The 25,703-nt window shown below is 61.0% G+C and carries 20 protein-coding genes; 5 read left to right on the top strand and 15 right to left on the bottom strand.

Annotation, left to right across the window (positions count from 1 at the left end):
- Positions 1 to 82: 82 nt before the first annotated feature.
- Positions 83 to 508, bottom strand: coding sequence for a hydrogenase maturation nickel metallochaperone HypA (locus DXD16_RS09630; protein WP_117655940.1), 426 nt, complete (start codon positions 506 to 508; stop codon positions 83 to 85).
- A 34-nt stretch (positions 509 to 542) separates the two neighbouring features.
- Complete coding sequence (locus DXD16_RS09625) at positions 543 to 3,320, bottom strand: FAD-dependent oxidoreductase (RefSeq protein ID WP_199408219.1); 2,778 nt, start codon at positions 3,318 to 3,320, stop codon at positions 543 to 545.
- Positions 3,321 to 3,509: 189 nt separating this feature from the next.
- Between DXD16_RS09625 and DXD16_RS09620 the strand changes: the two genes are divergently transcribed.
- From DXD16_RS09620 to DXD16_RS09610, 3 genes are all read left to right on the top strand, one after another.
- Positions 3,510 to 4,172: a TetR/AcrR family transcriptional regulator gene (locus tag DXD16_RS09620; RefSeq protein WP_117655939.1), complete on the top strand. Its 663-nt coding sequence runs from the start codon at positions 3,510 to 3,512 to the stop codon at positions 4,170 to 4,172.
- Positions 4,173 to 4,235: 63 nt separating this feature from the next.
- Complete coding sequence (locus DXD16_RS09615) at positions 4,236 to 5,243, top strand: DUF5692 family protein (protein ID WP_117655938.1); 1,008 nt, start codon at positions 4,236 to 4,238, stop codon at positions 5,241 to 5,243.
- A 238-nt stretch (positions 5,244 to 5,481) separates the two neighbouring features.
- A complete protein-coding gene (locus DXD16_RS09610; protein WP_117655937.1) occupies positions 5,482 to 6,984 on the top strand; it encodes a hypothetical protein in 1,503 nt (500 codons plus the stop codon).
- A gap of 73 nt (positions 6,985 to 7,057) precedes the next feature.
- Here DXD16_RS09610 and DXD16_RS09605 read toward each other — a convergent pair whose 3' ends face one another.
- From DXD16_RS09605 to clpB, 3 genes are all read right to left on the bottom strand, one after another.
- Entirely contained in the window at positions 7,058 to 8,410 is a 1,353-nt protein-coding gene (locus DXD16_RS09605) for an ATP-binding protein (protein ID WP_117655936.1), read from the bottom strand.
- A gap of 208 nt (positions 8,411 to 8,618) precedes the next feature.
- Positions 8,619 to 8,813 (bottom strand): hypothetical protein, encoded by a 195-nt coding sequence (locus DXD16_RS09600; RefSeq protein WP_233502698.1) that lies wholly within the window; start codon positions 8,811 to 8,813, stop codon positions 8,619 to 8,621.
- A gap of 134 nt (positions 8,814 to 8,947) precedes the next feature.
- Entirely contained in the window at positions 8,948 to 11,575 is a 2,628-nt protein-coding gene (gene clpB, locus DXD16_RS09595; RefSeq protein ID WP_117655935.1) for an ATP-dependent chaperone ClpB, read from the bottom strand.
- Positions 11,576 to 12,420: 845 nt separating this feature from the next.
- Between clpB and DXD16_RS09590 the strand changes: the two genes are divergently transcribed.
- Positions 12,421 to 13,068: a hypothetical protein gene (locus DXD16_RS09590; protein ID WP_117655934.1), complete on the top strand. Its 648-nt coding sequence runs from the start codon at positions 12,421 to 12,423 to the stop codon at positions 13,066 to 13,068.
- A 174-nt stretch (positions 13,069 to 13,242) separates the two neighbouring features.
- On the opposite strand, the gene DXD16_RS10395 is transcribed toward DXD16_RS09590, so the two are convergent.
- From DXD16_RS10395 to dnaK, 6 genes are all read right to left on the bottom strand, one after another.
- Entirely contained in the window at positions 13,243 to 13,428 is a 186-nt protein-coding gene (locus tag DXD16_RS10395) for a hypothetical protein (protein WP_147326481.1), read from the bottom strand.
- Positions 13,429 to 13,559: 131 nt separating this feature from the next.
- Complete coding sequence (locus tag DXD16_RS09585; RefSeq protein WP_117655933.1) at positions 13,560 to 15,860, bottom strand: hydratase; 2,301 nt, start codon at positions 15,858 to 15,860, stop codon at positions 13,560 to 13,562.
- 378 nt (positions 15,861 to 16,238) lie between these two features.
- Positions 16,239 to 16,655 carry a heat shock protein transcriptional repressor HspR gene (locus DXD16_RS09580; RefSeq protein WP_117655932.1) on the bottom strand — a complete coding sequence of 139 codons (417 nt, stop codon included), beginning with the start codon at positions 16,653 to 16,655 and terminating at the stop codon, positions 16,239 to 16,241.
- Between the two features lie 72 nt (positions 16,656 to 16,727).
- Positions 16,728 to 17,693 carry a DnaJ C-terminal domain-containing protein gene (locus DXD16_RS09575; RefSeq protein ID WP_117583637.1) on the bottom strand — a complete coding sequence of 322 codons (966 nt, stop codon included), beginning with the start codon at positions 17,691 to 17,693 and terminating at the stop codon, positions 16,728 to 16,730.
- A 107-nt stretch (positions 17,694 to 17,800) separates the two neighbouring features.
- Entirely contained in the window at positions 17,801 to 18,643 is an 843-nt protein-coding gene (locus DXD16_RS09570; protein ID WP_117655931.1) for a nucleotide exchange factor GrpE, read from the bottom strand.
- A gap of 2 nt (positions 18,644 to 18,645) precedes the next feature.
- A complete protein-coding gene (gene dnaK, locus DXD16_RS09565) occupies positions 18,646 to 20,538 on the bottom strand; it encodes a molecular chaperone DnaK (RefSeq protein WP_117564548.1) in 1,893 nt (630 codons plus the stop codon).
- A 543-nt stretch (positions 20,539 to 21,081) separates the two neighbouring features.
- Here dnaK and DXD16_RS09560 point away from each other — a divergent pair.
- Positions 21,082 to 21,267, top strand: coding sequence for a DUF362 domain-containing protein (locus DXD16_RS09560; RefSeq protein ID WP_006235216.1), 186 nt, complete (start codon positions 21,082 to 21,084; stop codon positions 21,265 to 21,267).
- Between the two features lie 203 nt (positions 21,268 to 21,470).
- Here DXD16_RS09560 and DXD16_RS09555 read toward each other — a convergent pair whose 3' ends face one another.
- Genes DXD16_RS09555 through nadA form a run of 4 tightly spaced genes read right to left on the bottom strand, consistent with a single transcriptional unit; the run spans position 21,471 to position 25,338 of the window.
- Entirely contained in the window at positions 21,471 to 22,016 is a 546-nt protein-coding gene (locus DXD16_RS09555) for a transcription repressor NadR (RefSeq protein ID WP_117655930.1), read from the bottom strand.
- Positions 22,016 to 22,876, bottom strand: coding sequence for a carboxylating nicotinate-nucleotide diphosphorylase (gene nadC, locus DXD16_RS09550; protein ID WP_117655929.1), 861 nt, complete (start codon positions 22,874 to 22,876; stop codon positions 22,016 to 22,018). The genes DXD16_RS09555 and nadC overlap by 1 nt, the downstream gene beginning before the upstream one ends.
- A gap of 3 nt (positions 22,877 to 22,879) precedes the next feature.
- Complete coding sequence (locus tag DXD16_RS09545) at positions 22,880 to 24,256, bottom strand: L-aspartate oxidase (RefSeq protein ID WP_233502697.1); 1,377 nt, start codon at positions 24,254 to 24,256, stop codon at positions 22,880 to 22,882.
- Between the two features lie 56 nt (positions 24,257 to 24,312).
- Positions 24,313 to 25,338, bottom strand: a complete 1,026-nt coding sequence (gene nadA / locus DXD16_RS09540; RefSeq protein ID WP_117655928.1) for a quinolinate synthase NadA — start codon at positions 25,336 to 25,338, stop codon at positions 24,313 to 24,315.
- Positions 25,339 to 25,703: the final 365 nt, after the last annotated feature.

Here is a 25,703-nt window from a genome sequence, read left to right as displayed (position 1 = left end):
ATACGCCGTGATGCGCGACCGGGTGCCCTACCGGGAGTAGCCCCGACGGTTGACAAAACTATAGGAACACCCAACGACTAAGTTAGGCGATGTGGAGGGGGTTGGCGGCGTCGACGGCGTCAGGAGCAGCGGGACCATCAGGGGTAGCGTCTGCCGGGTCCTCGTCGGGGGTCTCGATCTGCTTGATCATGACATCCTGGCCCTGCAGCAGATAAGTCTCGCCGCTACCGCAATGGGGACAGGTCTTGCCGTGCTCGACCGTCGCGTAGTCGCAGCCGCACGCCTCGCAATGCGTCACGGCCTCGACAGGCTCCACAATAAGCTCCGCGCCCTGCGTGATAGGCTTTTTATCTGCCGCCCAGCGCCAAGCATCAAGCAGCAGATCGGGAACGACGCCCGAGACCTCGCCCAACAGCAACGTCACGCTCGAAACGCGACTTACGCCGTTGGCGCGAGCCACATTCTCGACATCGCGAATGATGTGATACACGATTCCGAGCTCGTGCACTTTTAATTCCTTCCGCCGTTCCCGTTATGACTACTTACTTGCGACCGAATTTGATCTTGATGGCGCGCTTGAGCGCGTACTTGCCCAGGCTTGGGAGCTTTTGCTCGTATTTGACCATCGTTGAGCACTCGGGGCGGTCGCGATCCAGATGGATGGCATCGAACGCGCACTTGGTGGTGCACAGGCCGCAGCCGATGCACTTGTTGGGGTCGACGATCGAGGCGCCGCAGCCAAGGCAGCGAGCGGTCTCGGCGCGCACCTGCTCCTCGGTAAAGGTCTCGACGTACTCGCTGAATGGTGCAGCCTTCTCGCGCTCGCGGTCGACATGTGCCACCTCGCGGCTCGCGTTGTCATAGCTCTCGATCACAACATCGTCGCGGTCAAGCGCGGTGTAGCGGCGCTGGTTGCGGCCGATGGTGAGCGTGGAGCCCGGCTGCACAAAGCGATGGATGGACACGGCGGCCTCGTGACCGGCGGCGATGGCGTCGATGGCAAAGCTGGGACCGGTGTAGACGTCACCACCCACAAAGATGTCGGGCTCGGCGGTCTGATAGGTCTGGGGGTCGGCAAGGGCGCCCTGGCCGCGGCCGAGCTCCACCTTGGAGCCAGCCAGCAGGTCGCCCCACACAATGGACTGGCCAATCGACATGACGACACGATCGGCGTCGACGCGACGCAGGTCGTTCTCGTCGTACTCGGGCGCAAAACGGCCCTCGTCGTCAAAGACACGCGTGCAGCGCTTGAAGGTGATACCGCACACACGACCGGCCTCGTCCAGGTGAATCTCCTTGGGGCCCCAGCCGCAGCTGACGTGAGCGCCGTCCTCAACGGCCTCGCGACGTTCCTCCTCGCTGGCGGGCATCTGGGCCTCGCTCTCCAGGCAGAACATCTCAACGTGCTCGGAACCCAGACGGCAGGCGTTGCGCGCGACATCGATGGCCACGTTGCCGCCGCCCACCACGATGGTGCGCCCGGGCAGCGCGTCGATCTTGCCGCTGTTGACCTCGCGCAAAAAGTCGACGGCCACGGTCACGTCCTCGGCATCCTCGCCTGGAATACCGGCAAGGCGGCCACCCTGGCAGCCAATGGCCACGTAAAAGGCTTTAAAGCCCTGCGCGCGAAGCTCGTCGAGCGTCACATCGCGACCGACCTCCACGCCATAGCGGAACTCGGCGCCCATCAGGCGAATGACCTCGACCTCGGCCTCGATAACGTCCTTCTGCAGCTTAAAGCTGGGAATGCCGTAGGTGAGCATGCCGCCCGGGCGCTCGTTTTTCTCGAACACGACGGGCTTGTAGCCCTTCTCGGCCAGATAGAAGGCGCAGGACAGACCGGCCGGACCGGCGCCGATGATGGCGATCTTCTGGTCGAAGCCGCCGGCACGCGTCGGGGTCACCACAGGTGGGACATAGCGAGTCGCGGCATCCAGATCGCGCTGGGCGATGAACTTCTTGACCTCGTCGATAGCCACGGCGGCGTCCACACGACCGCGGGTGCAGGCATCCTCACAGCGGCGGTTGCACACACGGCCGCAGATAGCGGGCAGCGGGTTCTCGCGCTTGATGAGCGCGAGCGCCTCGTCATAGCGACCCTGCGCCGCGAGCTTCAAATAGCCCTGAACGGCAACGTGCGCGGGGCAGGCCGTCTTGCAGGGAGCGGTGCCGGACTCATGCGTCTCGATGCGGTTGTCGTTGCGGTAGTTGGGCGACCACTTGGTGTGGTCCCACTTGGTGGCATCGGGCAGCTCCTGGCGCGGATACTCGGGCACCTGTCCGCCGGCCTTTTTGCTGCAGAGCTTCTGGCCGAGCTTGGCTGCACCAGCCGGGCACACCTCAACGCAGCGACCGCAGGCCACGCACTTGTCCTTCTCGACCTTGGCGACATAGGCCGAGCGCGACAGGTTGGGTGTGTTGAACAGCTGCGAGGTGCGCAGGGCGTAGCACACGTTGACGTTGCAGTTGCAGATGGCGAAGATCTTGTTCTCGCCGTCGATATTGGTGATCTGGTGCACAAAGCCGTTGTCCTCGGCCTGGCGCAAAATGTCGTAGACCTCGTCGCGCGTCACGTAATGGCCACGATCGGTCTCGACCACGTAGTCGGCCATATCGCCCACGGCGATGCACCAATCTGCCGGGTCGTCGGCGCAGCCCTCACCCATCACGCGACGGCTCGCGCGGCAGCTGCAGGTGCTAGCGGCATACTTACCCTCGTATTTGTCGAGCCAGTGCTCGATATGCTCAATAGGCACCGAGTTGCTCGTGGCGTCGATAGCCTTCTCGACCGGAATGACGTGCATGCCGATACCGGCGCCTCCGGGCGGCACCATCGGCGTGGCGCGGGACAGCGGGCCCTTGGATGCCTGTTCAAAGAACTTGGCGTAGACCGGGTGCTCCTCGAGCTGGCTCACGCGCATGTTGAGGAACTCGGCGGAACCCGGCACCAGCATGGGCAGCACCCACTGCTTGGCGCGCTCGGGGTTTTCCCAGTTGTACTCGAGCAGACCCGTGTAGCTCATGTCGTCGAGCATCTTCTCGATATCGGCCTCGGGCATGCCGGTGAGCTTGACCATCTCGGGCAGCGTATAGGGACGGCGCATCTTCATCTTGCAGAGCACTTCGGCCTGCTCGTCGGTTGCGGCCTCGGCAAACGACCAGTACTCGTAGCCCAGCAGCTCGTCGCGATGCAGCAGACGGTTGGTGCAGTGCTCGCACAGCTTGACGATTGCCTCGCGCGGATGCTCCGGCAGCGGCGGCACGAACTCCGAACCGATGTCAGGCTCGGTGTAGCTAATTCCCGGTCCGTTGAGAATCATGGTTGTCCCTTCTCTTGCCGCAGCCCGACGAGGCCGCAGCGCCCCTCTTTTTTGCAGGCCGGACATGCCCCCATGCCGTTCACCCGCCATTAGTTGACATTGTGTCAAAAATAGTATTGACGAACCGTCAACAATATTCAAGACTGTTAGGCGAACGGTCAGGCAAAAGAGGATGGAAGGCGGCAAAACATGGGCGGCAAAACAGCAGATACCTCTGTGGTCGATGCCGTCCCCGCATCCGATAGTGCGGCAAAGCGCCTGACGGGTGACGAACGCCGTCGCGAGATCCTCGATGCCGTGCGCACCGTAAGCTCCGAGCTGGGCGTGTCCCACCTATCGGTATCGGCCGTGACCAAGCGAGCCGGCTGCACGCGTTCATTGTTCTACCACTACTTTGCCGATATGGACGCCGCCGTCACCGCTGTTATGGACGAGGCGATCGACGGCTTCATTACCGAGCTCGAGCAGTGGAATGCCAGCCGCACGGTTGGCGACATCGAGGGGGCGCTCGACACCGTCGCCCCGCTCTTTAAGCGCCTGGTCGCCAGCGGCCACGAACTGCCGAGCACCCTGACCTCCAGCAGCGGCGCGCTCTACGGCGGCTTTTTGCACAACGTGGTCCAACGCGTGGCGCAGTATATCTGCGACACCACCGTGGTGGATTTTGTCGCCCATCATGAGCTACGCATCGACCATGTCTACGAGACGTTCTACACCCTCATCATGGGGTTGTTGATGTATATCCGCACGCACCCCGATGTGCCCGACGAGACGGTCAAGGAAATCATCGCCTCGACACTCCACATCGAGGGCTATACCGCCAAGTATCCGGAGCGCAAGCCCCAGAACTGACGACATTTGGTCAAACTGCCCGCGATCGGAAGAGGGGCCGCGGGCTTGTGAAAGGAGAGCAGCATGCTGTTCGATGTTTGGGGTAGCGATACCCTTATCCACTGGGCCGGCTGGGCCATGGTCTTTATCGGCCTGATCGTGCTCAACGAGGTCGGCCGCCGCACCAAGCTCGGCGCGGCCATCATCTTTGGCGTGGCTCCGCTGGCCATGACCATCTACTGCGTCGCCATCGCCGTCGGCGTTTCGCAGGGTGCCGAGTGGGCGCTCACCAACCCCACCCATGTGTACCAGAACAGCTGGTTCCACTACGCCAAGGTCTACGCGGCGTTGGCCGGTTGCTGGGGCTTCATCGCCATTAAGTATCAGTGGGGCAAGATCGGCAAGGCACACTGGTTCCGCGCGTGGCCGTTTGTGATCGTCGCCATCAACATCATGATCGCCGTCGTGTCCGACTTTGAGAGCGCCTATCACTTCTTTGTCCTGGGCCAGTCCACTTGGGTCACCTCCGAGGGCGCCACGCAGCTCGCCGGCTGGAACAACGTGTTCAACGGCATCGCCGGTATCATCAACATCTTCTGCATGACCGGTTGGTGGAGTGTCTACGCCTCTGAGGACAAGACCGACATGCTGTGGCCCGACATGACCTGGGTCTACATCATCGCCTACGATATCTGGAACTTCTGCTACACCTACAACTGCTTGCCCACCCACTCCTGGTTCTGCGGCTTTGCACTGCTGCTGGCGCCCACCGTCGCCGCCTTTATCTGGAACAAGGGCGGCTGGATCCAGAACCGTGCCTTTACGCTGGCTATTTGGTGCATGTTTGCCCAGGTGTTCCCGTACTTCCAGGAGGAGTCCATCTTTGTGACCCACTCCACGCTCGACCCCGGCGCCGCTACCGCGGTCTCGATCGCCGCGCTGGTCGCCAACGTCGCCGCGATCATCTACATCGTCTACCGTGCCAAGAAGCTCGGCCGCAATCCCTACAAGCAGGATGTCTTTGAGGGCACCAGCGATTGGGAGAAGGCCACCGCTCGCCGTGCCAAGGTTGATTACGCGCACGCCGAGTAACATGTTGGCCGCTGTTGGCACTTGGGCATAGGCCCGCTCACCAGGCCTTTCAATCCAATGTCTCGCAGAGCCCCCGAAAAGCGTTTCGCTCGCTTTCCGGGGGCTTTTTGTCGTTGCGCCTCTATTCATCTATTCAAAAACACGCGCATATATAAAATCGGATTTCAAATCATGCGGCGGCTCTATGGAGCCCCGTTTTTGGGTACATTGTTGTCCCGATATTGAGCTTGGGGGATATATGAAAGATGAGACGATGGGCCAAGAGGATGCGGTCCAAGATGCAGAAGCGTGTGCCGAGGCCCTGGAGAGTCTAGACCAGATCGCGCTGGCCGAGATTACGTTTGACGATTCGAGCGTTAATGTGCAGGATGAGCCGGAAATCGAGGCGCAGCTCGATGATCAGGATGCAAAAGACGATGGCGCCGCGCCCACCGAAGACGAGGCAGGTCACGAAGACACCGAAAGCGAGGCCGGCAATCAGCCCGAATCCGACACGGGCGAGGAAACCGTCTTGCTCGACAGCTTGCCGGCCGAGGATTCGCTGACCCGCGAGCTTCCTGGCCTGGGTTCCGCACCAGCCGTGGACGAGACCATCGCCATGGGCGATATTCCCCTACCGTCCGTTCCCTCGGCACGCGAGGCCGAGGTTCGTCATCGCAAGATGTCGCCCAAGCGCCGCAATCTGATGGTCGCCGGTATCGTGGCCGCCGCGCTCGTCGCCGGCGGTGCAGGCTATGCTGCCTGGAACGGATATCAGCAAGAGCAGGCTGCCGCTGTCGCCGCCAATGCCCACACGATGATGTCGGTGCAGATTGGCGTGCATGCCGCGGGCCTCGACTGTTCCACCAGCTCTAAGATTCCCGTACAGGTGAGCGGTCAGGACGCTGATGGCTCATCCGTGAGCGAAACGCTCTATGTTGACGAGCACGGCCGCGGCATCAAACTGCTGCCCGGCGATTACACGCTCTCCATCGCTGCCTCTCCCATCGCGGCCGACGGCACCATCTATACCGTCCCGACCACCAAGGCGCAGGTCACGATCAAGAGCGACGGACAGGACCTAAGCAGCCAGGCCGCCTTTAAGCTCAAGGTGCCTTCGGCCGACACGGTGACTGACGACCAGATCGATGCCGCCGCCAAATATGCCGAGGAGGGAGGCGCGAGCTCCGCCGCCACCGCCAAGGTGCTCCAGCAGGCGGCAACCGCGCGGCGCGACGCCGCCGTCAATGCCGTGAGCGCGCAAAAGGCACAGGCGGCCCGTGATGCCGACGCCCGCCACAAGGCAACCGACCTCTACCAGCTCGATATCCCCGTCGAGTGGTACGGCAAGGTCGAGACTTGGCAAAATGGCAGCACGCTATGCATCTATCTTGCCGGCGACAGCGATACACCGATTGTGACGCTCGTCGCAGTGCGCGAGGGCGAGAGCTTTACGCCCGATGAGGGCGATACGGTTTTGGGTGCAGCCAACCTAGGCAACGGTTATACCGTCTACGCCAGCGGTCCCGTCTATCCGTACGTGGCGCCCCAGACCATCAACGGGCGCACGCAGAACCCCGTGTCGACCTATCCCATGGACACAGCCATTGAGCTTGTCGAGCTTACGACCGGCAACCGCTACACCTACAGCCAGATCAAGAACGTGCTGGTCGGCAAAGACGGCAAGGCCGACGCTGCCACCAAGCTCGAATGCGACTACATCGCCCAGATTCTGCTGCCGAGCATCAAGGCCCAGGACTAGCCGGGCGCATCATGGTACTCCCCAACCGTGATGAAGGGGCCAGGAGGTCCTGGCCCCACAGATCCGTAGATGATTAGGCAAGGAGCCACTTCCATGCGGGCACAGCGTGTACCACACCGTGTTCACATGGAATATCGGCCTGTTCATCCATAGTAACGATTACCGACTCGCCAAGATCAAACTGGGCCATCGAGGCATCGAGGGCTGCAATTTCGCGTTCGCGCGTTTTCTCGCTTGCCATATCCACACTCACCTGAGTCAGGCTATAAGCCTGCATGAGAAGTGCATCCCCAGCCACAAAGTCAACCTCATGGCTTTTATTCTTCTCCTTGACCAGTAGGCGGCAGACCGAACCGACCCGCACCGCAGGAGTCCTTCTTCTGAGCGCATTGAACACCGCAGTCTCGAGCCTCTGGCCCTGGTCCAATGCCGATGCGGGAGAGAATGCTCCAAACATCGCAGGATCGACAGCGTAGACTTTAGACGCAGACCGCGTATTATTTGCAAGTGAACGCGTAAACTCCGGCACAGAAAACAGCAGGTAGGCGTCCTCGTAATACTCAAGTAAGTCGCTGAGCGAATTGCGACTGACGGGTATCTGCCTGCTCTTGAACTCGTTGTACACCTTGTTCACCGACAGCTCTCGTCCCGAAGATGCCATACACCGCGTCAGAAACAGTGAGGCCAAACGAGGGCTCTTGACGTCGTAACGCTCCACAACGTCCATAGCGACCGTTCGCGACGCATATTCCTGTAGCAGCTGAATCGCGTCTGCGGGCGTCTGCTCAAGTGTCGCGATGAATCCCCCTCGCTCGAGATATCCGACCAGATGGTGTCGGAGCAACGCTGCAGCGCTTGAGGAGAAGGGCGCGTTCGACTCAGGAACGCTCCCCGTCTTATATCGGACGTATTCCGAAAAACTCAACGGAAAAAGCTCTCGCACAAGAGAACGGCCCCTGAACTCGCTCTTAAGTTCTGAGGACAGCATCTTAGAAGAAGATCCCGTCACGTAAACGGTCGCCTTCTCCGTATCGACCACGCGTCGCAGAAACGCACCCCATTCGGGTATTTCCTGGATCTCGTCAAAGAAAAGGTAGGCGCCCTCGCCTCGAGCAGCAGGATATAGTGCATAGAATGTATCGAGCACGTCCGCTAGTAGCGATGGCTCATACGGACGCAAGCGCTCATCCTCAAAATTGAAATATAGCATCCGGTCAAGCTCGACGCCTTGGCCCTGAAGCCGCCGTATCTCCTGATACAGGCGATACGTCTTTCCACAACGACGGGCGCCCACAATCACATATACGATGTTGTCGCGCTTTGGCTCCTGCGGGTTGCCCAGATCAAGGTCGCGCTCAAAGACCTGCGGAATCCCCTGTTGCTCAAAGTCCTTTATTTTTTGAGCCACCAAGTCGTTGAATGCCATAATTCTCCAATCTTGCTCTCCTGCTAATCAAGATTATAACGATTCTTGATTAGCAGGAGAGCAAGATTATGCGTATCTTGATTAATGGATAAGCAAGTTTTCTATTAGTGGCCCCTCCCGGAGGATATCGAGCGGCCGAGGGGGGCAGGCATGAACGCCTCTAGCCGAAAACAAAGTAGCTAAAAAAGCCCCGTCCCAAATGAGCTACTTAACGCCAGGGGTCGGCTTCGAAGAGGGGCTCGCGCTCGGGGCGACGATCGCTATAAGGATCGTAGCCGTCGTCATCCTCGTTCTCGGCACGGATGTAGGGGTCGCGCGGCTTGGGCACAGGCTTGGGTGCAGGCTTGGGCGCGGCCGGCGCGGCGTTGGCGACCGGCGCATTCGTCTTGTTCTTGTCTATCATCTGCATATCTCCTTGCCATGCAATCGTGTTCAACATTATCGATTGTCGCACGAAAAAGGGCGGCGGACCCAATTGGATCCGCCGCCCTTGGCGTTTAGAGACGGCTGGTAGATTTTAAGGCATACCCCAAAAGTCTACTCGGCGTCGGGAACCTCGTAGGTGGCCGCCGGCGTGTTGTCACACACGACGGTAAAGCCGCCGTCCTTGTCGGCATCGACCGTCACCTGATCTCCCTCGCGCACCCTGCCGTCGATGATAGCGGCGGCGATGGCGTCCACGACCTCGCGCTGCACCAGACGCTTGAGCGGACGGGCGCCAAAGACCGGGTCCAAGCCGCCCACGGCGAGCATCTGCTTGGCCGCCGGGGTGATGGCAAGCGTCATGCGCTCCTTGGCCAGACGCGCGCGGACGTCGGCGAGCTGGATGTCGACGATCTTTTCAATCTGCGCCATGCCGAGCGGATGGAACACCACGATATCGTCGATACGGTTGAGGAACTCGGGGCGGAAGGTCTGAGCCATGGCGGCGTCGACCTGATGGCGCATCTCCTCCTCGTCCTTGCCGGACAGATCGGCGATAGCCTTGGAGCCCACGTTGGACGTCATGATGATGATCGTGTTCTTGAAGGACACCTGGCGACCCTGGCCATCGGTCAGACGACCGTCGTCAAGCACCTGCAACAGCACGTTAAAGACATCCGGATGGGCCTTCTCCATCTCGTCGAGCAAGATCACGGAGTACGGACGACGGCGCACGGCCTCGGTAAGCTGACCGCCCTCGTCGTAACCCACGTATCCCGGGGGCGCACCGATCAGACGCTGGACGCTGAACTTCTCCATGTACTCGGACATGTCGATACGCACGAGTGCGCGCTCGTCATCGAACAGGCACTCGGCCAGCGCCTTGGCGAGCTCGGTCTTGCCTACGCCGGTGGGGCCCAGGAAGAAGAAGCTACCGATGGGCTTGTCCGGGTCGGAGAGGCCCGCACGGCTGCGGCGCACGGCCGCGGCCACAGCGGACACGGCCTCGTCCTGGCCGATGACGCGCTTATGCAGCTCGCCCTCCAGGCCCTTGAGCTTGTCGAGCTCGCCCTGCATCATCTTGGACACGGGCACGCCGGTCCAGGCGCTCACGACCTCGGCGATCTCATCGGAGGTCACCTGCTCGTTGAGGCCCTCGCCGTCCTGCTGCTTTTGTGCCTCGAGCGCAGCCTCGGAATCCTGAATCTGCTGCTGCAAACCCGGAATCACGGAGTAGCGCAGCTCGGACGCACGGCCCAGGTCGCCGTTGCGCGTCGCGCGCTCCTCTTCGCTTCTGGCCTCGTCGAGCTGCCCCTTGAGCTCCTGCACGTGGTCGATGGCGTTCTTCTGGTTGAGCCAGCCGGCCTTTTGCACGTTGAGCTTTTCTTGGACCTCGGCAATCTCCTGGCGCAGGGCCTCCAGACGCTCCTTGGAGGCGTCGTCGGTCTCCTTCATGAGCGCCTGTTCCTCGATCTGCAGCTGGGTGAGCTGACGCGTGGTGGCGTCGATCTCGACCGGCATGCTGTCGAGTTCCATGCGCAGGCGGCTTGCGGCCTCATCGACCAAGTCGATGGCCTTGTCGGGCAGGAAGCGATCGGCGATGTAGCGATCGGAGAGGTCGGCGGCGGCCACGAGCGCGCTATCGGTGATGTGCACGCCGTGGAAGATCTCGTACTTCTCCTTGAGGCCACGCAGGATGGAGATGGTGTCTTCGACGGTAGGCTCGGAGACCATCACGGTTTGGAAACGACGCGCGAGCGCCGCGTCCTTCTCGATGTACTTGCGGTATTCGTCAAGCGTAGTCGCGCCGATCGCGTGCAGGTCGCCACGGGCGAGCGCCGGCTTGAGGATGTTGCCGGCGTCCATGGAGCCCTCGGTGGCACCCGCGCCCACGATGGTGTGGAGCTCATCGATGAACAGGATGACCTTGCCCTCGGACTTTTGCACTTCCTTGAGCACGGCCTTCAAGCGGTCCTCGAACTCGCCGCGATACTTGGCGCCGGCGACCAGCGCGCTCATGTCGAGCTCGATGAGGTCGCGGTCGCGCAGGGTGCTCGGTACGTCGCCGGCCACGATTCGCTGAGCAATGCCCTCGACGATGGCCGTCTTGCCGACGCCCGGCTCGCCGATAAGCACGGGGTTGTTCTTGGTGCGGCGGGACAGAACCTGAATAGTACGACGGATCTCGTCGGTACGGCCGATGACCGGGTCGAGCTTGCCGGCGCGAGCCAGATCGCAGATGTTGCGACCGTACTGCTCCAACGCCTCAAACTGCGTCTTGTCCTCGGCAGACGTCACGCGGTCATCGCCGCGCAGCTCCTCGTAGACTTGCTCGATGCGCTCCTTGGTAACGCCGGCGTCGCGCAGAACGCGGCCGGCCTCGCCCTTGTCCTCGGCAAGTGCCATCAGCAGATGCTCGGTCACCACAAAGCTGTCGCCCATCTTGGTGGCCTTCTTTTCGGCCTTCTCGATAACGCGGACGAGCTCGTTGGACAGGCCCATCTGCTGACCCTCGCCCGAAACCTTGGGCGCGTGGTCGATGGCGTCCTGGGTGGAGCGCGCAAGCTGGGCCGGGTCGGCACCGATGCGCTCGATGATCACGGAGATATTGCGCTCACCGGCACCGAGCAGGGCAGACAGCAGGTGAATCGGCTCCACCGCGCCGGCCTGCGCGTCGGCAGCCGTGCTCATGGCGGTCTGCAGCGCCTCGCGCGACGTCATTGCTAGCTTATCGATTCTCATGGAATCACCTCTCTTGGGGCGGCCGCCCTACGGGGCGGCTTCACGTTGTTCGAGAAGTATTGTTGCCAGCTTTGCGCGATCTTATACACAAATCTAAGTCTCTATATATAAGATTTTCTGAGTGATTGATGGATAGGGTACTGAGATGTCAGCCCGTCGCTGCCCAGGCGCACTACCATCTCGATCTATAACATCTAGCAGCCATTTTTGATCCTAGATGTTACAGATCGAGATGAAATGACCAGCGGCAACCGTTTGTCTCAATCTGTAACATCTACTCGGCAAATTAGGGTCTAACTGTTACAGATCGAGACAAGCCACGAAGGCTCATCTGAAAATCTAAATCTGTAACAGCAGGCTTACTTCCAACAGCCCAGATGTTACAGATCGAGACAAACGGAACCACCACAAAGGTGCCTGTCCCCTTTGTGGTGGTCCCAGTCTATTTTTAGCGTCCCACAAGATCCAACGAGAACACAGCGACGAAATCGAGAGCCACCGATAGCCCGTTCGCGCAGATATAGATGGAGATTCAAGACAAGGGTGCCGGCTTAAACGGCTTGGTTATCGTACGCCACAATACTCTCGTCATCGTCCCCGTCGTTTTTATAGTGCTTATAGTGAAAATAGCGGGTTTAGTGAGAATAGTATTGCGCAAAACTCGTGAACTCAATTTTTGACCCCTCGCCCAGAATGAGGGGAGGCAAATATTCCTATTAGAGATCGAATCGAAGCCCAATAGGGCCTTTTAGCCCCCCATTTCGAACGATCGCTTTCTTTTGAATATTGTCGTAAGCTTGTATCATTTATCTTAATGATTGCATATTGCATGAGAGGTGCCCACCGTGAAACGCTCCACCTATATCGGCCTGCTCGTCTTAGCGTTTGCAATTACCGCAGTCGGCGTAGGCATTATCTATCTCGCATTTCTCCCTGCCTCGGCGACGCAGGCGGCGGTTGAAACCATAAGCTATCCCATCGAAATCCTCACCGATATCGTCAAACCCGATTCAATCACCGTCGATTTCGACGGTACGCCCGCAGCGCTTGGGGTCAGCAACTATCCCCGAATCGAACTTGGAGCCACGCGCTATACCCAAGATGAGCAGCTTATCGGCAAGGCAACCAGTTTACTCAAAGGCAAGACGTTTAATCGATGGTACGGCGCCGCAATATATCGAGCCAAGAAAGGCCAAATGAATGGCGGGTATTATTCGACCCTTGAACTCGACACGGCAAACGGGAGCATACTGTGCAACGTCTCATACGACCCCGGCTACGTGGACAACGAAGGGCCGGGAGTCTATATCTCGGATGGCAACGTGATCTACGTCATGGAAGGCGACCAGACGGCAGTCGTCGATTTTATGGATCGGTGTACCGAGGATGCCTACGAACAAACCTGCGAGCCCGATCCGCAGACAGCGCGCGACAGCGGCTCAGCACGCACTTGGCTATTTGACGATGAAATAACCTGGGCCCCATCGAAATAAGGACCCGTCGGGCAGGCACCTTTGTGGTGGTTTCGGCTCCGATGTTCCACTGTCTCGATCTGTAACATCTAGCAGCCCCTTTGTGCCCTAAGTGTTACAGATTGAGATGAAATGATCGGCTGCGGACGTTTGTCTTGATCTGTAACAACTACTCGGTAAATTGGGGTCCAAATGTTACAGATCGAGATGGAACGCGGATCCCCGTCCGAAATTCTCAATCTGTAACACCAAGCCCGCTTTTAACAGCCCAGCCGTTACAGATCGAGACAAACGGAACCACCACAAAAGTGCCCGTCCCCTTTGTGGTGGTCCAAAAAAGAAGCCGCCCCAATAAAAAGGGGCGGCATCAAGCAGGTCCATTTATTAGCGTCCCTCAAGACCCAACGAGAACGCAAAAATGTAGCCCGGGGCTTACCCTTTCCCGAACGCGACCCTCGCGAAGCGCGTGAGCGAGCGGGAAAGGGTAAGCCCCGGGCGGACAATTAAGTGCGTTACTCGGCAGCGGCCTTGAACTTGTTGTAGTTGATCAGGCAGCCGGCCTTGACGATGGCACGCTCCTCGGCCGTCATATCGGCAATGTAGAGCTCAATCTGCTCGACCGCACCATCGGCGTGCACCACGTAGGCAGCGATGTTCTTCAGGTCGCCATCGAGCGCGGCACGGATACCCGGCACAAAGACGTAATCGCCCACCTCAAAGTTGGGCTCAGCCTCCATCTGGAAGGGCACCATGCCCCAGTTCATCACGTTGGAGCGATAGCGCTTGGTGGCGTACTCGTGGACGATGTTGGCCAGGCCGCCAATTACGCGCTGGCAGCTCGCGGCCTGCTCGCGGGCGCTGCCGTCGCCAGGCTTCTTGGCGTAAATCATGGAACCGAACTCGGTCGCCTTGGCATCGGCCGCGACACCCGCGCCGGCCAGCGCCTCAAACACACCGGCAAGCTCGGCATCGAGCGCCGCCAGGTCGCCCGCGGACTCGCCGGAAACGCGACGCTTCTCCACAGCGTCGACCTCCTTGGAGCGACCCACGTAGGCCGGGTCGCGGCGGCTGAGCGTAAACTCAGCCAGGCCCAGCGGATTGGAGCGGAAGGAGCTCGTCTCGCCCGAGGGAATGAGCTCGTCGGTCGTGGTGACCGGGTCCATGATCTTGGAGCACACCTTGAGCAGGATATCGTCGCCGAGCGGCTCCATCGCGGGCCACGGCTTGATGTTGGGGCCCTCAACCAGCTCGTCGGCAGGCTCCGCCTTGCCAAAGCCCCAGTACACACGCTTTTTGTACGGTGCGTCATCAAAGGTGTACTCGCAGGCCTCGTCCCAAGTCTCCTCGGGCAGGTCGGTCGCCGGCGTCAGAACGCCGCCGTTGGCAGCCGTCGCCGCAATGGAGCGGGCGTCCATCAGGGCCACGGCGCTCAGCTGGCCATTGCCCGGCTTGGAACCCTCGCGGTTGGGGAAGTTGCGCGTGGTGTGGCGAATGGACAGGCCGTTGTTGGCGGGCGTGTCGCCGGCGCCGAAGCACGGGCCGCAGAACGCCGTGCGCACGATCGCGCCGGCCTCCATGAGGTCGTAGATATAGCCGCGACGTGTAAGCTCGAGTGCCACGGGCTGGCTCGTGGGATAGACCGACAGCGAGAACTCGCCGCAGCCGGTGTTGGCGCCCTTGAGCACGCGGGCAGCCTGGACCACGGAGTCGTAGTTGCCGCCCGAGCAGCCGGCGATAACGCCCTGCTGCACGTGCAGCTTGCCGTCGACGATTTTGTCGAGCAGACTAAAGTGTGTCTTGCCCTCGCCGATCTTGGCGGCCTCGAGCTCGACCTCGTGCAGGATGTCCTCGAGGTTCTCGTTGAGTTCGTCGATCTCAAAGCCGTTGGAAGGATGGAACGGCAGCGCGATCATGGGCTTGACGCTCGACAGGTCGACCTCGACGCAGCCGTCATAGTAGGCGACATCGGCGGGCTTGAGCTCGCGGTAGTCGTCACCGCGGCCGTGCATGGTCAAAAACGCGTGTGTGTCCTCGTCGGTAGCCCAGATGCTCGACAGGCAGGTGGTCTCGGTGGTCATGACGTCAACGCCGTTGCGGTAATCGGTCGTCATGCTCGAGATTCCGGGGCCCACAAACTCCATGACCTTGTTCTTGACGTAGCCCTTGGCAAAGACGGCGCGAATGATGGCGAGCGCCACATCGTGCGGGCCGACGCCGGGGCGCGGGGCGCCCGTGAGGTAGATGGCCACGACGCCGGGATAGGCGACATCGTAGGTGTCGCGCAGCAGCTGCTTTGCCAACTCGCCGCCGCCCTCGCCCACGGCCATGGTACCCAGGGCACCATAGCGGGTGTGCGAGTCGGAACCCAGGATCATCTTGCCGCAGCCGGCGAAGTTCTCACGCATAAAGGAGTGGATGACGGCGATGTGCGGCGGAACGAAGATGCCGCCGTACTTCTTGGCCGCGGAAAGGCCAAAGACGTGATCGTCCTCGTTGATGGTGCCGCCCACGGCGCACAGCGAGTTATGGCAGTTGGTGAGCACGTAGGGCAGCGGAAACTGCTCCATGCCCGAGGCGCGCGCCGTCTGGATGATGCCGACAAAGGTGATGTCGTGGCTCGCCATAGCGTCGAAGCGAATCTTGAGCGCCTCGGGATCTCCGGACGTATTGTGTGCCTGGAGGATCGAATACGCGATGGTGCCGCGCTTAGCATCCTCGGGCGTCTGCGTAATACCGCGCTCGGCAGCCTCGGCCGCAGGCACAACCTCGCTGCCGCCGCACAGGTAAATGCCGTCCTCGTACAGCTTGACCATACTGTCTCCCACTCTGCCCAAAAGATTTGGGCGCATAGCATACATTCGTTCAATATCGTGCCATAGAACGGTTGCGAGTGGGTTACGAATCTACACGTTCACTTTATCTCAGTAAAGTAAAGGACGAGCCCGGTGTGGGGCCGGCAGATTTGGCGCAAGAGTGTCCCTTTCGACTAGTCATTTAAGAACGTCCCCAATGACTACCCATAACAACGCCGATGTTTTGGCGCAGACAGCGAAAGCCCGCCAGAGCGAGCAAGGTGCCTTGAAACAAGGCGGCATTGACCTTCTGGTCATGCCGCCGAAGTTGAAAGGCAGATTGCCGCTCGGGCGGGCTTGCAGCGTCGAGCCGTTACGCGGTTTGGTAAAACCGCGTAACTACAGATCCCCGCCGGCGCCCAGTAGCTTGCGCATGACCTGTTCGGGGTTAACCGAGCCGTCGCGCGGAGCCAGGGCGGTGATCTTCTTCTGCATCTTGTACTCGTGTAGCTCGTCCTCGAGCTGGCGAACGCGGGCGCGAAGCTTCTCGTTTTCGCGATCGCGCTCCTCGGCACGCTCCTTCATATCGAGGATGCGCACCACGCCGGCAAGGTTGATGCCCTCGTCAGTCAGCTGGTTGATGAGCTCCAGGCGCTCGATATCGGCACGCGAATACAGACGCGTGTTGCCGCCCGAGCGCTGGGGGTTCACCAAGCCCTTGGACTCGTAGACGCGCAGAGTCTGCGGGTGCATGCCGGTCAGCTCGGCCGCCACGCTGATCATGTACAACGGTTTGTTCCTATTGTCCTCGGCCATGCTACCTGACCCCTTTCCGTCTCGTTATCGTCCATCATAAGCCCGCGGGCGTGGGCGTGCGCCGCGACCGCCCTAGTACGTCGCCTTGTAACGATTGACCTTCTCGCGATAGTCGCGCGTGTCGGCCTCGCGCAGCTTGGTCATGGCATCGCGTTCATCGTCGGACAGGTTCGTGGGAACCTGCACCTTGATCTCGACGAGCAGCGCGCCCGTGCGGCCACGGTGCTTAACATCGGGCGCGCCCATCTCCTTAAAGCGGAACTTCTTGCCCGTCTGGGTGCCCGCCGGCACCTTCAGACGAACCGTCGCGCCGCCGGGTGTGGGCACATCCACCGTGCAGCCGAGCGCCGCCTCGTAAACCGAGATCGGTACCTCCATGGTCACATCGGCACCCTTGCGCTTAAACAGCGGGTGCTCCTCCACATGCGTGGTCACGACCAGGTCGCCGCGCTCGCCACCCGCAACGCCATACTCGCCGCGACGCTTGTAGCGTAGTTTGCCGCCGTCGACCGCACCTGCGGGAACCGAGACCGTAATGGTTTGCTGCTCGCCCGTCGAGGGAATGCGATAGGTGACCTTGTGCGTCACGCCGCGAAACGCGTCCTCGGCCGTCACGTCGACAGTCAGCGACAGGTCGCCGCCCTTGCGAGCACGGCTGCGACCCGCACCGGCACCGGCATTACCCGCAGCCCCGGCAAAGCCCGAGCCCCAATCGCTGCCCCAAGCGCCGTTGCCGCTAAAGATGCTGTCGAAGATATCGCCCCAGCCGCTGGCGCCCGCGCCGGCACCGTAGCCGCCGCCATACGCGCCGCCCGCGCCCGGCATGCCGCCGAACATGAGCATCTGGTCGTACTCTTTGCGCTTCTTCTCGTCCGAAAGCGTCTCGTAAGCCTCGCTAATCTCCTTGAACTTGGCCTCGTCGCCGCCGGCATCGGGGTGATATTTTTGCGCGAGCTTGCGAAACGCGCTCTTGATCTCTTTGTCGGAGGCGCTCTTGGATACGCCCAGGATGTCATAGAAGGTTTTGCCTGCAGCCATCGTAGCTCCTCTCCTGTTTCATCCGCCGCCCAGCGGGCGGCGGCTCATGCTTTCATATGGCACTAGGCCAGAAAGGGCCCCGGGTGTTGCCCCGGGGCCCTTCTCAATTACTCCTCGGTGCTCTCGGCCGTATCGGCCGTAGCATCCTCGGGCGCCGCTTCGGGCTCCGGTGCGGGGCGCTTCTCGCCACCGTAGGTCACCGTCACCATCGCGGAACGCAGGATGCGATCCGCCATGCGGTAGCCCTTCTGGTACACGTCGTTGACAGTCTCGTCGTACTGCGATGCGTCCTCGACACGCCCCACGGCCTGGTGCTCGAGCGGATCGAACGCCTCGCCCTTGGGGTCGATAGGCTCAACGCCCTCGTGCGCAAACACATCGAGCAGCTTGGCATGTACCGCGTCAACGCCATCGACGAACTGCTTAAAGTCGTCGGAAAGCTCTTGGCTGCGGGCATGGTCGATTGCGCGCTCGATATCGTCGATCACCGGCAACAGCGCGGTGACAAGCTTCTCGGTCGCGCGCTCGCGCTCGGCGATGCGCTCGTTGGCGGTGCGGCGACGGAAGTTCTCCCAGTCGGCCTGCAGACGGGCGGTGCGCTCGGTAGCGTCCTTCGCCTTGTCCTCGGCGGCCTTCTGAGCCTCTGCCGCAGCATCGAGCTCATTGCGCACATCGGCAAGCTCCTTTTGGGCCTGCTCGAACTTGAGCTTAAAGTCGTTGTCGGCGGCTTCTTCACCGGCGCGGATAGCGGCTTCCACCATCTCGTCCTCGGTCATCGTCGCCTCCTTGTTAGAATCCTCTACCTGGTTCTCGGCAGCCTCGGCGGCCGGGGCCTCGTTGGCCTCGGTATCGTCAACGGCCTCTACGGGAATCTTCACGTCCTTCTCCTCAGAGTCAACGGGGGCGGCGCCAGCGGCGGCCGCCTCCGTGCGAGCTTTACGGGCGGACATGATTACTTGTCCTCGTCGTCCACAACCTCGTAGTCGGCGTCGACAACGTCATCGTCGGCGGGCTGGGCACCGGCGGCACCGTCGGTCTGCTGCTGAGCGTCGGCGTAGACAACCTGAGCCAGCTCGTAGGCCACGGACTGCAGGGACTCGCCAGCGGCCTTGATGGCCTCGACGTCAGAGCCCTCGAGCGCCTTCTTGGCGTCGGCGATAGCGGCCTCGGCCTTGGACTTCACGTCGGCGGAAACCTTGTCGCCCAGCTCGTTGAGGGTCTGCTCGGTGGAGTAGCACAGGCTATCGGTCTGGTTGCGGACCTCGACCTCTTCCTTCTGCTTCTTGTCCTCCTCGGCATGAGCCTCGGCGTCCTTGACCATACGATCGACTTCGTCGTCGGACAGAGCGGTGGAGCCAGAAATGGTGATCTGTTGCTCCTTGCCGGTGCCCTTGTCCTTAGCGGAGACCTTGACGATGCCGTTGGCGTCGATGTCGAAGGTGACCTCGATCTGCGGCACGCCGCGGCGGGCAGCCGGGATGCCGGTCAGCTGGAACTTACCGAGCGACTTGTTGTCGCGGGCAAGCTCGCGCTCGCCCTGGAGCACGTTGATCTCGACGCTGGTCTGGTTGTCGGCAGCGGTGGAGTAAACCTCGGTCTTGGAGGTCGGGATCGTGGTGTTGCGGTCGATCATCTTGGTCATGATGCCGCCCATGGTCTCGACGCCCAGCGACAGCGGGGTAACGTCGAGCAGCAGGATGCCCTCGACGTCGCCGGTGAGCACGCCGCCCTGGACGGCAGCGCCGTCGGCAACGACCTCGTCGGGGTTCACGGACATGTTGGGCTGCTTGCCGGTCATGGTCTTGACCAGATCCTGGACGGCGGGCATACGGGTGGAGCCGCCGACGAGGATGACCTCGGTCAGATCGGAGAGCTTGAGCTTAGCGTCGCGCAGGGCGTTGGTGACAGGCTGCTTGCAGCGCTCGAGCAGGTCGCGGGTGATCTTCTCGAACTCGGCGCGGGTCAGCGTGTAGTTGAGGTGCAGCGGGCCAGACTGGTTCATGGTGATGAACGGCAGGTTGATGGTGGACTGCTGGGCGGCGGAGAGCTCCTTCTTGGCGTTCTCGGCGGCCTCCTTCAGACGCTGCAGGGCCATGGGGTCCTGACGCAGGTCGACACCGTTCTCCTGCTGGAACTTATCGGCCATCCAGTCGATGACGCGCTGATCCCAGTCGTCGCCGCCCAGGTGGTTGTCGCCCGAGGTGGACAGAACCTCAAACACGCCGTCAGCGAGGTCAAGGATGGAGACGTCGAAGGTGCCGCCGCCCAGGTCGAAGACCAGGATGCGCTGGTCGGTACCCTGCTTGTCCAGGCCATAGGCAAGAGCAGCAGCGGTCGGCTCGTTGACGATACGCTTGACGTTGAGGCCGGCGATCTTACCGGCGTCCTTGGTGGCCTGACGCTGGGCGTCGTTGAAGTAGGCCGGGACGGTGATGACGGCGTCGGTGACGGTCTCGCCCAGATACTTCTCGGCGTCGGCCTTCATCTTTGCGAGCGTCATGGCGCTCACCTGCTCGGCGGTGTAATCCTTGCCCTCGATATCGACGACGGCACGGCCACCCTGGCCCTCCTTGACCTCATACGGCACGGTCTTGATCTCGGAGGTGCACTCGGAGTACTTGCGGCCCATGAAGCGCTTGATGGAGAACACGGTGTTCTTGGGGTTGGTGACAGCCTGGTTCTTAGCGGCCTTACCCACGACGCGGTCGCCGTCGGCACGGAAGCCCACGACGGACGGGGTGGTGCGGTCGCCCTCGGCGTTCACGATAATGGTCGGAGAACCGCCCTCGAGAACGGCCATTGCGGAGTTAGTAGTACCAAGGTCGATACCAAGAATCTTACTCATTAGAAATTCCCTCTCTCTTTTGCGTTCGCGCCGCCTCGACGGTCTGTCGCGCGGCGCTTCGGCTTGTCTTTCAGGATGTAGTGTATCCCCTTATGGGCCGGAATATACAAAATCTAAGTCAATTCATATAAGATTTCTTATCTCTGAGAGTTTAGGTTCTCAAATGCGCAGGTAGATGCACTGTTTGAGTTCTCGGCAGATCTATTGAGATCTATGTAGAGATGGCTGAGGTTTGGGCTTGGGAGCGCACATGGCGGCCCCGGGCTTCCCTGGGGAAAGTTCGACCCGTTTCTCGGCTAAATAACGGGATGCGCTTTCCGCAAGCACGCTCAATCGCCCTATATTTCAAGTCACCTGTAGCTAACATTTGCGCAGCTCAACGGCCTCACCTGCATGTTTTTTAGTAAGCCGTGGCATACTCGGCGAACGGTATGAAGATGCCGGTCAGAGGGTATTGCAAACGGTCGCTCCCGTGGTATGTTTTTGCCCGAATCAAACCGACGCGCATCGCCTGTAGCGTCGGTCAACAGAGAGGAAACTACCATGGCTCATCCCGTAATTGATGCCGACGAGTGCATCGCTTGTGGCGTTTGCGTCGATTCCTGCCCCGCTGGCGTTCTGGAGCTCCAGGACGTCGCTACCGTCGCTGACGAGGATTCCTGCGTCGCCTGTGGCGCTTGCCAGGACGCTTGCCCCGCCGGCGCGATCACCGAGATCGTCGAGGAGTAACAGCTCTCCCACCTGCACACTCAAAAGTACACCGTGCACAAAAAGGAGGCCTCCGCATCGCCGCGGAGGCCTCCTTTTGTTTGTATAGGCAGCTAATTGGGGACAGGGCTACCTTGGCAGTTGCGGTGGAATAGTTCCCGATTCATTGCTTAGGTGCCGCTTTTAGGAACTATTTCACCGCAACTTATAAAGACAGTATCGGGCTAGGACAAATCATCCTCGTAGGGCATCAGGTCTGCCAGATAGCCTTTCTCCTTGAGTATGGCCTCGATCTCGTCGAGGGTTTGCTCGTCATCTGCCGCAATGCGATGGAAGTGATAGCCACTCGTCACCGTTAATAGCGGAAAGCTCTTGCCACTCTCGATATCGTGTAGGTAGCGCTCGACGTCGCGACGATTGCGGATGTCCAGGTCGGCTGTGATCTTACCGTACACGCGGTGGTTGACGATCACGTTGAGCACGGCGCCGCCCGCGTCGACGATGCTCGTGAGCTCATCGCCCGCCTGCTCCACGCCGTGGCGTACCTTGACCAGACGCGTGGGCACAGCCGGGCTGCTCGCTGCCTCCTGTAGCACATAGCCGCGATTGGTGGCGACAATATCGTGCCCGTCGGCGCGCAGCAGGGCGATGTCCTGCACCACAACCTGACGGCTCACGCCCACCTCGCGGGCAAGCGCACTGCCCGAGACAGGATCTTTGGCTTCCTCGAGCACGGCCATGATGGAACGGCGACGCTCGCGGGCGTCCATTATTTACCGTCCAGTAGACGCAGGTGCTTAAGCGAGAGGTCGAGGATCGGCGCAGAGTGCGTCAGAGCGCCCGAACTAATATAGTCAACACCCAGGTCGGCCAGGGCGCGAATGTTGTCGGCGTCTACGTTGCCCGAGCACTCGGTCTTGGCACGACCGGCGATAAGCTCAATCGCAGTAGCCATGTCATCGTGGGTCATGTTGTCGAACATGATGATGTCGGCACCGGCCTCCACGGCCTCGCGTACCATGTCCAGGTTCTCGCACTCAATCTCGACCGTCGCGGTAAACGACGCATGGGCGCGCGCCATCTCAATCGCGCGCGCCACGCCACCGGCGGCGTCGATGTGGTTGTCCTTGAGCATGACAGCCGTCGACAGGTTATAGCGGTGGTTGCTGCCACCACCGATCTCGACTGCGGCCTTCTCGAAGACACGCATGCCCGGCGTGGTCTTGCGCGTGTCGACAAGCACGGTCTTGGTGCCCTCGAGCGCAGCCGCCATCCGATGCGTGTAAGTAGCGATGCCGCTCATGCGCTGCAGGTAGTTGAGCGCCACGCGCTCGCCCGAAAGCAGTACGCGCGCATCGCCGCGCACCTGGCCCACGTGGTCGCCGGCGTGCACCTCGTCGCCGTCCGCGACATCTAACAACACAGAGCTCTGCGGATCCAGCAGCTCAAAGGTGCGAGCGAACACATCCAAGCCCGCGATGATGCCATCGGCCTTGGCGATAAGCTCCACCGTGGCGGGACGCGCCGTGGGACACACGCTCGCCGTGCTCACGTCCTCAAAGGTAATGTCCTCGCGCAGAGCCTGCAGAATCAGATCATCGACGACGAGCTTCATGGTAATGGGATTCATGGTCTACTCCTCCACGGCCTGCGTGCCGGCGGCACGGGCCAAATCATCGATTGCAAGGGTATCGGCACTCAGGGCGCGGTGACGCCCGTCAAGCGCGGGCTCACCGGCCTGCTCCACGGCCAGTGACTCGCCGGTACGCATGTACCACGCGGCGCGACGACCCCAGACCAGCGCCTCGAGCAGGCTGTTCGATGCAAGGCGGTTCTTGCCGTGCACGCCATTGCAAGCCGTCTCGCCGGCGGCGTAGAGCTCGGGCATCGAGGTACGGCCGTCCTTGTCGACCCACACGCCGCCCATAAAGTAGTGCTGCGTGGGCGTAACGGGAATGGGCTCATCCAGGATGTCGCGACCGTCCTCCAGGCAGCGCGCGCGAATGTTGGCGAAGTGCCCGGTCACCACGTCGCGCTCGACGGGGGCAAAGCTCAGCCACTCGTGCTCGGCGCCGTCCTGCTTCATCTGCTCGCGGATGGCGGCGGTGACGACGTCGCGCGGCTGCAACTCGTCGGTAAAACGCTCGCCGGCGGCGTTGAGCAAAATCGCGCCCTCGCCGCGGCAGCTTTCGCTAATCAGGAAGGTGCGGCCCGGCTGCGGCGAGAACAGTCCCGTGGGATGGATCTGCACGTAGTCCAGGTGCTCCATCTTAATGCCATGCTCCTGAGCGATATAGCAGGCATCGCCCGTGAGCTGCGGGTAGTTGGTCGAGTGGTCGTATACGCCGCCGATGCCGCCCGTTGCCCACAGCGTATGGCGGGCATGGATCTTAAAGGGCTCGCCGGCATGCACGTCCTCAGCGGCATTTGTCAGCTCGTCGGCGGGGCGAGCTGAATCGTCCTCGTCCACGGAAACGGCGACGACGCCGGTGCACGCCGTGGCGCCATCGCGCTCGGCAGTCAGGATATCGGTCATGGCAACGTGTTCGAGAATCTGCACGTTGTCCAGCTTGCGGACAGCCTGGAGCAGTTTGGTCGTAATCTCCTTGCCCGTAATATCGGCATGGAAGGCGATGCGCGGGCGGCTGTGCGCGCCCTCGCGGGTAAAGTCGAGGCTGCCGTCGGCCTTGCGCTCAAAGTCCACGCCCATGGCCAGCAGGTCATTGATGACCGAACGGCTCGAGCGAATCATGATGTCAACACTCTCGCGGCGGTTCTCGTAATGGCCGGCGTGCATGGTGTCCTCAAAGAAGGCATCGTAGTCAGAACCCTCGGGCAGTACGCAGATGCCGCCCTGCGCGAGCATCGAATCGCACTCATCGACGGCACCCTTGGAGAGCATGATTACGCGCGTGCTCGTCGGCAGATTGAGAGCCGCATACAGGCCCGCCACGCCGCAACCGGCAATGACGACGTCGCACTCCATGTCGGAGTATTGTTTGGTTTCCACAGGAATCCTCTCCCTTGTAATGTGACATAAGGGATGATCCCTCATGTCACATTGGCTTAGCGCGCCGCGTACTCGAGCATGCGGTCGAGCGTGAGCTTGGCCTGATCGGCGGCCTCGTCCGACACGCCAATCTGCACCTCGCCCTCGCCCGTCTCCAGGCAGTGCACGAGCTTTTCGAGCGTGATGAGATCCATGTTGACGCAGGTAGGCTGCACCGCGGGAAAATAGAACTTTTTGCCGGCGCCCTCGCAGCGGCGCTCGAGCTCGTAGAGCACACCGCGAACCGTCACGATGATGAACTCGCTCGCGTCCGACTCCTCGGCATATTTGATGATGCCGGCAGTGGAGCCGATGTAGTCGGCCTCGGCCAGGACGTCGGCCTTGCACTCGGGGTGCGCCAGCACGAGCGCGTCGGGGTGCGCCTCCTGCGCGTCGACGATCTGCTCGACGGTGATGATGTGATGACGCGGGCAGTAGCCATTGTTGAGGATGACGTGCTTTTGCGGCACCTGCTCGGCTACGAAGCGGCCCAGGTTTTGATCGGGGATGAACAGGACATGCTGCTGCGGCAGCTCGGACACGATCTTGACGGCGTTGGAGCTGGTGACGCACACATCACTCCAGCTCTTGATCTCGACCGTCGAGTTGACGTAGCAGACCACGGCAAGGTCGTCGCCGTACTCGGCGCGCGCCGCGTCGACCGTCTCGCGCTTGACCATGTGCGCCATGGGGCAGTCCGCACCCGGCTCGGGCAGCAGCACGGTCTTGGTGGGGTTGAGCAGCTTGGCGCTCTCGCCCATAAACTCCACGCCGCACAGCACGATAGTCTGCTGCGGCAGGCTTTTGGCAAGCTTTGCCAGGTAAAAGCTGTCGCCGACGTAATCGGCAACGGCCTGGACCTCGGGCGCCACATAGTAGTGCGCCAGGATCACCGCGTCACGTTGGGTTTTTAGTTGCTGAATGGCCTCGACGAGCTCTGCGGGCACCAATGCCGCGCGCTCCGTTGCCGTCGTTGCCGATGCCAGGCCGGCCGCAATGTCGCGTGCAAGCTCCGATGCATCCATGTTCGCGCTCTGTGCCATCAAGGCCCCTCTCTTTTGGCGAATCTTGGGGCTTTAGTATGACACCTGGCTTTACAGCTGACAAGACAGCTGTAAAGCCAGGTGTAAAGTTGGAATAAAGATTCAATCATGGGGCGGGTCCATTTTCGAACTGACAAGCTGAGGATAGTTGAAAATGGACCCGCCCCAAGATTCGAGCAGCCCTTTTGTCCTGGCCCGAGAGGCAGTGGTCAAAAAAGGCCAAATATGAGTACTGTCACCAAATTAGTAGCAGCGATTTTCCGGTCCAGATCAGCAAAATCGCCTTGTTTGGAGCCCGATCGTGACTCTGACGGACGAAAATCGGGTAGCGCACAGAGATGTGGTGTAAGAGGCGGGGCATGCCC

This window comes from Collinsella sp. TF11-5AC (assembly GCF_003436775.1).
In the GTDB taxonomy this organism is placed as follows: domain Bacteria; phylum Actinomycetota; class Coriobacteriia; order Coriobacteriales; family Coriobacteriaceae; genus Collinsella.
Note: the sequence above shows the minus strand (reverse complement) of the source record. Positions and strands in the feature narration are given on the sequence as shown.